This window comes from Bacteroidales bacterium, from assembly GCA_021157585.1.
Lineage (GTDB): Bacteria > Bacteroidota > Bacteroidia > Bacteroidales > UBA12170 > UBA12170.
The window spans coordinates 1-6,865 of sequence record JAGGWH010000061.1; the positions used below are offsets into that span (position 1 = coordinate 1).

General features: G+C 33.8%; 6 protein-coding genes. 5 read left to right on the forward strand and 1 reads right to left on the reverse strand.

Going from position 1 to position 6,865, the window contains the following annotated elements:
• From J7K39_03960 to J7K39_03980, 5 genes are all read left to right on the forward strand, one after another.
• Nucleotides 1-1,046, forward strand: a 1,046-nt coding sequence (locus tag J7K39_03960) for an FAD-binding protein (protein ID MCD6179039.1), incomplete at its 5' end; no start/stop codon positions are given.
• A gap of 63 nt (nucleotides 1,047-1,109) precedes the next feature.
• Nucleotides 1,110-1,868, forward strand: coding sequence for a succinate dehydrogenase/fumarate reductase iron-sulfur subunit (locus tag J7K39_03965; protein MCD6179040.1), 759 nt, complete (start codon nucleotides 1,110-1,112; stop codon nucleotides 1,866-1,868).
• A gap of 281 nt (nucleotides 1,869-2,149) precedes the next feature.
• Nucleotides 2,150-3,397, forward strand: coding sequence for an aminotransferase class I/II-fold pyridoxal phosphate-dependent enzyme (locus J7K39_03970; protein MCD6179041.1), 1,248 nt, complete (start codon nucleotides 2,150-2,152; stop codon nucleotides 3,395-3,397).
• 113 nt (nucleotides 3,398-3,510) lie between these two features.
• The gene (locus J7K39_03975) at nucleotides 3,511-4,917 is read left to right on the forward strand and encodes a hypothetical protein (protein ID MCD6179042.1); all 1,407 of its coding nucleotides are present in this window, start codon (nucleotides 3,511-3,513) and stop codon (nucleotides 4,915-4,917) included.
• 232 nt (nucleotides 4,918-5,149) lie between these two features.
• Nucleotides 5,150-6,253 carry an SPOR domain-containing protein gene (locus J7K39_03980; protein ID MCD6179043.1) on the forward strand — a complete coding sequence of 368 codons (1,104 nt, stop codon included), beginning with the start codon at nucleotides 5,150-5,152 and terminating at the stop codon, nucleotides 6,251-6,253.
• Nucleotides 6,254-6,273: 20 nt separating this feature from the next.
• On the opposite strand, the gene J7K39_03985 is transcribed toward J7K39_03980, so the two are convergent.
• Nucleotides 6,274-6,474 carry a twin-arginine translocase TatA/TatE family subunit gene (locus J7K39_03985; protein MCD6179044.1) on the reverse strand — a complete coding sequence of 67 codons (201 nt, stop codon included), beginning with the start codon at nucleotides 6,472-6,474 and terminating at the stop codon, nucleotides 6,274-6,276.
• Between the last annotated feature and the right edge of the window lie 391 nt (nucleotides 6,475-6,865).

Sequence of the window (6,865 nt, forward strand, 5' to 3'; positions counted from 1 at the left end):
AAAGGAAAGAAGATGCAGAAGCTATTCGTAATGGTAAATTAAGTCCGATAGATTTAAAAGAAGAAGATCGCGATTATTATTTGGAAAGAAGATACCCTGCTTTTGGTAATCTTGTTCCTCGTGATGTTGCTTCTCGTGCAGCTAAAGAGCGTTGCGATGCCGGATATGGTGTTGGAACAGGCTTAGCCGTATATCTTGATTTTGCCGATGCTATTAAGCGTTTAGGCGAAGATGTAATTAGAGCAAGATACGGGAACTTATTCCAAATGTATGAGAAGATTGTAGACACAGATCCATATACGCTTCCTATGATGATATATCCTGCTGCTCACTATACTATGGGTGGAACTTGGGTTGATTATGAATTACAAACTACTATCCCTGGATTATTTGCTGCCGGCGAAGCTAATTTCTCCGATCATGGTGCTAACCGTTTGGGAGCATCGGCATTAATGCAAGGATTATCTGATGGTTACTTTGTATTACCTTATACTATTCAGAATTATTTAGCTTCTGAAATTGGCACCGGAGCTATACCAACAGATACTGCCGAGTTTGACGAGGCTGAAAAATCTGTTAAAGAGCGTATAAGTCACTTAATGAGCCTAAAAGGATCTAAATCACCTGACTATTTCCACAAAAAGCTTGGACATATTATGTGGAATTACGCCGGTATGGGACGTAATAAAGAAGGTCTGGAACATGCTTTAGAGGAAATCCCTAAACTACGTAAAGAATTTTTTGAGAATGTACATATTACAGGAACTACAGACGAATTTAATCCTGAATTGGAAAAAGCCTTACGTATAATAGATTTCTTTGATATGGGTATGTTGGTTGCAACTGACGCATTAAACCGAGAAGAAAGTTGTGGCGGACATTTTCGTGAAGAATATCAAACAGCTGAAGGCGAAGCTTTACGTAGAGACGATGAGTTTATGTATGTTGCTGCTTGGGAATATAAAGGCGAAGGTGTTAAACCGGAGCTTCATAAAGAACAGTTAACATATGAAGCTATTGAGGTAAAAACCAGAAATTATAAATAGAATTTTATTTATGAAATATTTTGCTTTTGCAAAGCATTTCATATTCAAATAAAAGATAGAAAAATGGATTTAACATTAAAAATATGGCGTCAAGAAAATGCCCAAGCCAAAGGGGGATTTGTAGATTATGAGGTTAAAGGAGTTTCTCCTGATTCTTCTTTTCTCGAAATGCTAGACGTATTAAATGAATCTTTGGTAGATAAAATTGAATCACCTGTTTGTTTCGATCACGATTGTCGTGAAGGTATATGTGGTATGTGTAGTTTGTATATTAATGGTCATCCTCATGGTCCTGATAATGCTATTACAACTTGCCAATTGCATATGCGTAAATTTAAAGACGGAGACACCATTACTATTGAACCTTGGCGTTCTAAACCATTTCCTGTAATTAAGGATTTGGTTGTCGATCGTTCAGCTTTTGATGATATTATTCAAGCCGGAGGGTATACTTCTGCACATACCGGAGGTGTTCCCGATGCAAACGCAACTTTAATTTCAAAATACGCTTCTGATCTCGCAATGGATGCTGCTGCTTGTATTGGATGTGGTGCCTGTGTTGCTGCTTGTAAAAATGCTTCGGCTATGCTATTTGTCTCAGCAAAGGTTTCTCAATTTGCTTTATTACCACAGGGTCAAGTTGAAAAAGAACGGCGTGTTCAGAAAATGGTAGCTAAAATGGATGAGTTAGGATTTGGTAATTGTACCAATACTTACGCTTGCGAAATGGAGTGTCCTAAAGAAATCTCTGTTTCTAATATTGCTCGTATGAATCGTGAATTCTTAGGTGCGAAAATTTTAAAGACAGAAAAAGTTAAATAATTTCAAATCGAAAATAAGTCTCAAATGCTTAGGTATTTGGGGCTTATTTTGTTATCACGATAAACTTTTTATAGGGAAAGAAGTTTTTGTAATTTGTTCGCTATTGTAATAACTCAGCTTAATAAACAAATAGATATATTTCTTAACTTTATAAATAATCATTTGAGATTTAATAATATAGACGGGTCTTAACGATAAATAGTACTGCTATCTTTGGCAAATATTAATATTTAAGATAGCTTTGCATTCTTTAAACTTAACACGGTAAAACTAAATATACAATGGATTTATTTGATAAATTAAACGTCGAGAATAGCGAAATAGGACAATATGCCAAAGATGCCGAAGGCTATTATGCTTTTCCAAAATTGGTAGGACAATTAGGTAGCCATATGGAGTTTTTAGGGAAAAAACGTCTGGTTTGGTCTCTTAATAATTATCTTGGTCTTGGAAATCATCCAGAAGTTCGTAAAGCCGATGCCGATGCTGCCAAAGACTGGGGTCTTGCTTATCCTATGGGAGCTCGCATGATGTCTGGTCACACTAAGTATCACGAACAGTTAGAAGAAGAATTGGCTGCATTTGTAAAAAAAGAATCAGCATACTTACTTAATTATGGTTATCAGGGAATGGTTTCTATTATCGATTCTCTTGTCGACCGTCACGATGTAATTGTTTACGATTCTGAAGCTCACGCTTGTATTCTTGATGGTATGCGTTTACATGTTGGAAAACGTTTTGTGTATCCTCATAACGATATGGAAAATCTTGAAAAGCAATTGATAAGAGCCAATAAGATGACTGAAAAAACAGGCGGCGGTATACTTTTAATTACCGAAGGCGTTTATGGAATGACGGGTGGATTAGGTCACTTGAAAGATATTGTTGCTCTAAAGAAGAAATATAACTTCCGTATTTTAATTGATGATGCTCATGGTTTTGGTACTATGGGACCCGAAGGTCGTGGAACTCACATTCATTATGGTGTTGAAGATGAAATTGATGTCTATTTTGGAACCTTTGCTAAGTCGATGGCGGGAATAGGTGCTTTTGTTGCTTCCAAACCCGAGATTATCAAGTTCTTAAAATATAATATGCGTTCACAAATTTATGCCAAATCATTACCAATGCCTATGGTAATTGGAGCTTTAAAGCGTTTGGATATGATTAGAACACGTCCTGAATTTTTAGAAAAACTATGGTTAGTTGTAAATACTTTACAAAAAGGATTACGCGAGGCAGGATTTAATATTGGACAAACAGAGTCTATGGTTACTCCCGTTATTCTTTCGGGTACAGTAGCAGATGCTACACAGATAACTTACGATTTACGTGAGAATCATAATATTTTCTGCTCTATTGTTGCTTATCCTGTTGTTCCTAAAGGAATTATTTTATTACGTTTAATCCCCACAGCAGATCACTCTTTAGAAGATGTAGATTATACTATCAAATGCTTTAAAGATGTTAAGCGTAAACTCGAAACAGGAGAATACAGTAAAGAGATGAAATCTATGACAGCGGAATAAGCTCATTATATTTAAAAAAAAGCCTTGTCTGTAAGTTAACCGACAAGGTTTTTTTATGCCTTTATGTTTGAGGTTTTGAGCTTGGGTTGTCTTTTTTTTCTACATTTGTGATAATGAGTCCTGTTTTACAACTTCCGATACTTAGCTTGGGTTTTAAATTGAATTTACTTTTCAATTTATTTGTAGATAGACTTATGTTGATGTTTTCTTCTCGCCCCACAGGGCAGTATTCTACTCTCGGAAGAATAATTCGTATTCTTAAATTTTTAAGACGTTCCGCACAAAAACGCAGAAAGCAAAAAAAACAGGAAAAGAAAAAGAAAAAGGATAAAAAACATAAAGAGCGTAAATTTCAAAGGCGTTTGCTTTGGCGAAAGATAAAAGTTATTTTTCGAGCTACATTTTTAGGTAAGAGAAGCAGTATTCAGCAAAAACGACTATTAGAAATGAAACGTCGTAAAGCTTGGAAAAAACGCCGTAAAAAGCGGATTAGAAAAGTAATATTGAAGAGTTTTTTCAAAAAGAAAAAGAAAAGTAACATTCGTCTTTCAATCAAGAAAAAACAAAAAGAAGAAAGAGCTTTTCACCGCTACCGCCGACTTCGGATTTATAAATTTATTCTAAAGCGAAATACTCAAATTCTGTTTGATTTTTTAAAAGGAAAAGGTTTTCCGAAAAGAAAGAAGAAAGAGCAATCATTTATTAAACAATTATTTACTCGTGAGTATTTACTTATTGCCTTTAATTCTTTGCTTTTCTTTTTACTAGCTTATTTTATTATTTCGTTTATCAATAAACTGGGAATGGCATTTACAGCTATGCATTTCGATTATAAAACCGTAATGTATTATTATAAAGTTGAGTATCTTGTTGATAATGAAGATTGGTATGCCGACTCGGTAAAAGCTATTTTTGCTTCAGGACCTGTTTTCTCAGTTATTGCAGCCACATTATTACTTATTTTATACAGTAAGGTGTATTTAGAAGATGGTTTAATGAAGCTGCTATTGTTGTGGGGGATGTTTCATGGTTTCAATACTATTTTGGGTGGAGGTTTAATAGGAGCATTAACCGGAAAGGAGTTTGGTTATACAATAATGTATTTGTATTATTCTGATACGGGCAAACTCGTTATTGCGCTTTTGGTTTTATTAGTGATGGTTGTTTTGGGCTCTTCAAGCGTTAAGTTTTGGATTTTTTCGGCTAATACTTATTATAATTTCTCAAGGCCGGCAAAACGTCAGTTATTTATTACTAGTCAGGTTTTTATTCCTTATGTAGTGGGGAATGGATTAATTTTTTTAATCAATCAACCTAAATTAATTGCTTATGATTTTTTGGTAAATCTAAGTCTGATTTTTATGTTGATTCCTGTATTATTACTTAGCAGGTATCATCAGGAGTATTATTTTGACGAGAAGAAGAAACAAATAAAATTATCTGCTTCCACTTTGATCGCTACTATTGTAATCTTGGTGCTTTACCGTATAGGTTTAGATTATGGACTAAGGATGGGATAAATATTGTTCAATTAAAGAAATACAAAATTTAGCTGCAATCTCAATAATAAAACCTATTGATAATAAAATTGTTTATCGAATTCAGTCTAAAATATAATCTCTGTTAAATATCCATTAATTACATTAACATTTCTTCCGTATTAAAATGGATGAAAGCCCTTTGTAAAATTTGTATATTTGCTTTTGGATAAGATATATCCCATTTGAATTTAGCCATCAGAATCTTGTAGTTATGGAAGATTATAAAAAACTTTTAACGGATTTGTATACTGTTAATGATCCCGAAAGAATTAAACAAATAGATTATTTTCTAGAACGATATAAAGGTAAAGAAAGACAATTTTATGTTAGTCAACAGGCTAAATATAAAAAGCAAAAACCGGTATCTGATAGTAAAAAGATTATTGAAGAAGCTTTAGCTCGAATAAAAGCTCAATCGGATGATAAATCTAAAGCGAAAATAGATAGCAAGCCTAAAATTACCAAAAAAGTTGTTACGGAATCTAAAGAAGTTAATGTTCCGATTAAGACGGCGGATGAAAAGAAGACTGTAGTCAGCCCCGTTGTTACTGAGAAAGAGATTGTAAAAGAATCAGCCGAGGAAAATAAAAAGAAGGAAGATATTAGCGATGAAAAAAAACCGATAATAAACGAGAAAAAGAAAGATCCTTCACCCCAAGAAAAACCTGCAAAAAAAGATATTTGGTTTGATGAAAAACCAAAACAAACATCATCAACTCAGGCAAATAGACCTCCTTTTGAAACAGATAAAAATTTTAAGAAAAAGTATTTTCTATATATTTTCGGAAGCGTTTTGTTAGTCATTATTCTTGCCGTAGTTGTTTTTTTCGTGTTCTTTTATGCTCCAACTACCAAAAAAGTTAATACAACTACTGAAAAACCTAAGACAACAATCACAAAAAAAACAACAGCTACCAAGCCTGAAGAAACTACAAGCTCTACAGAAGAGTCAAGTATTAAAAGCAAGAAAGCAATACAACAAACCCTTAAACCAAAGGTTAAAACTACTACAAAAAAACAAGCCCCTTCTTATTTAGGAGATGTATACATTAAAAAAGGAAGTATTACTTTGCCTGCTTATTTTGTTGCCTGCTCTGCTGTTAGAAAGGAAAGCTTAGCAGTAAAAAAAGTTAGAGAGTTAAAAGCAAAAGGTTTTGCTGCTTCTTATTATTGGATTCCTGATTTTGTTGATCACGGAAGTCCATATTTTAAGGTAGTAATTGGTCCTTTTGCAACACGTATGGATGCAATGAAAAAATTAACTCCGGTACAAGAAAGAGCGGAATTTGACGCTTATGTTTTAGAATTAAAATAGAAAATACATAGAACCCTAATCTACTTTTTATCTTCTTTCGGACTTTCCTTATCGTCTTCTTTGTCGTCTTCGGAAATACCTTTTTTAAACTCTTTAATGCCACTTCCAAGACCTTTCATTAGCTCTGGAACTTTTTTGCCCCCAAAAAGCAAAAGAATAACAATAGCAATCAAAGCAAGCGACCATAAGCCGGGAACGGCTAGTATTATAAACAATTCCATAGTTTTAATTTTTTATCCTTTTGCAAAGATATAAAAATACTTAGGTAAATCCATACGTAGTTTAATAACTCAAGATATTAATCATAGTACGATATAAAGGAATGTTTTACAGAAAATAGCGTATAATATTTTGAATCTTTTTGTTTTTTTATCGATTTGATTATTTGTATTTTTGCGTTCTTCTTGAGATAAAAAGGGCGATTAGCTCTTTGGTTTAGTCCGTCGGCTGACGGATGACAGGGTAGGGATACCCAAAAAAGAAATAAAGTCTGGAAGAAACAGATTAAAAAAGGGCTGTTAGCTCTTTGGTTTAGTCCGTCGGCTGACGGATGACAGGGTAGGGATACCCAAAAAAGAAATAAAGTCTGGAAGAAACAGATTAAAAAAGGGC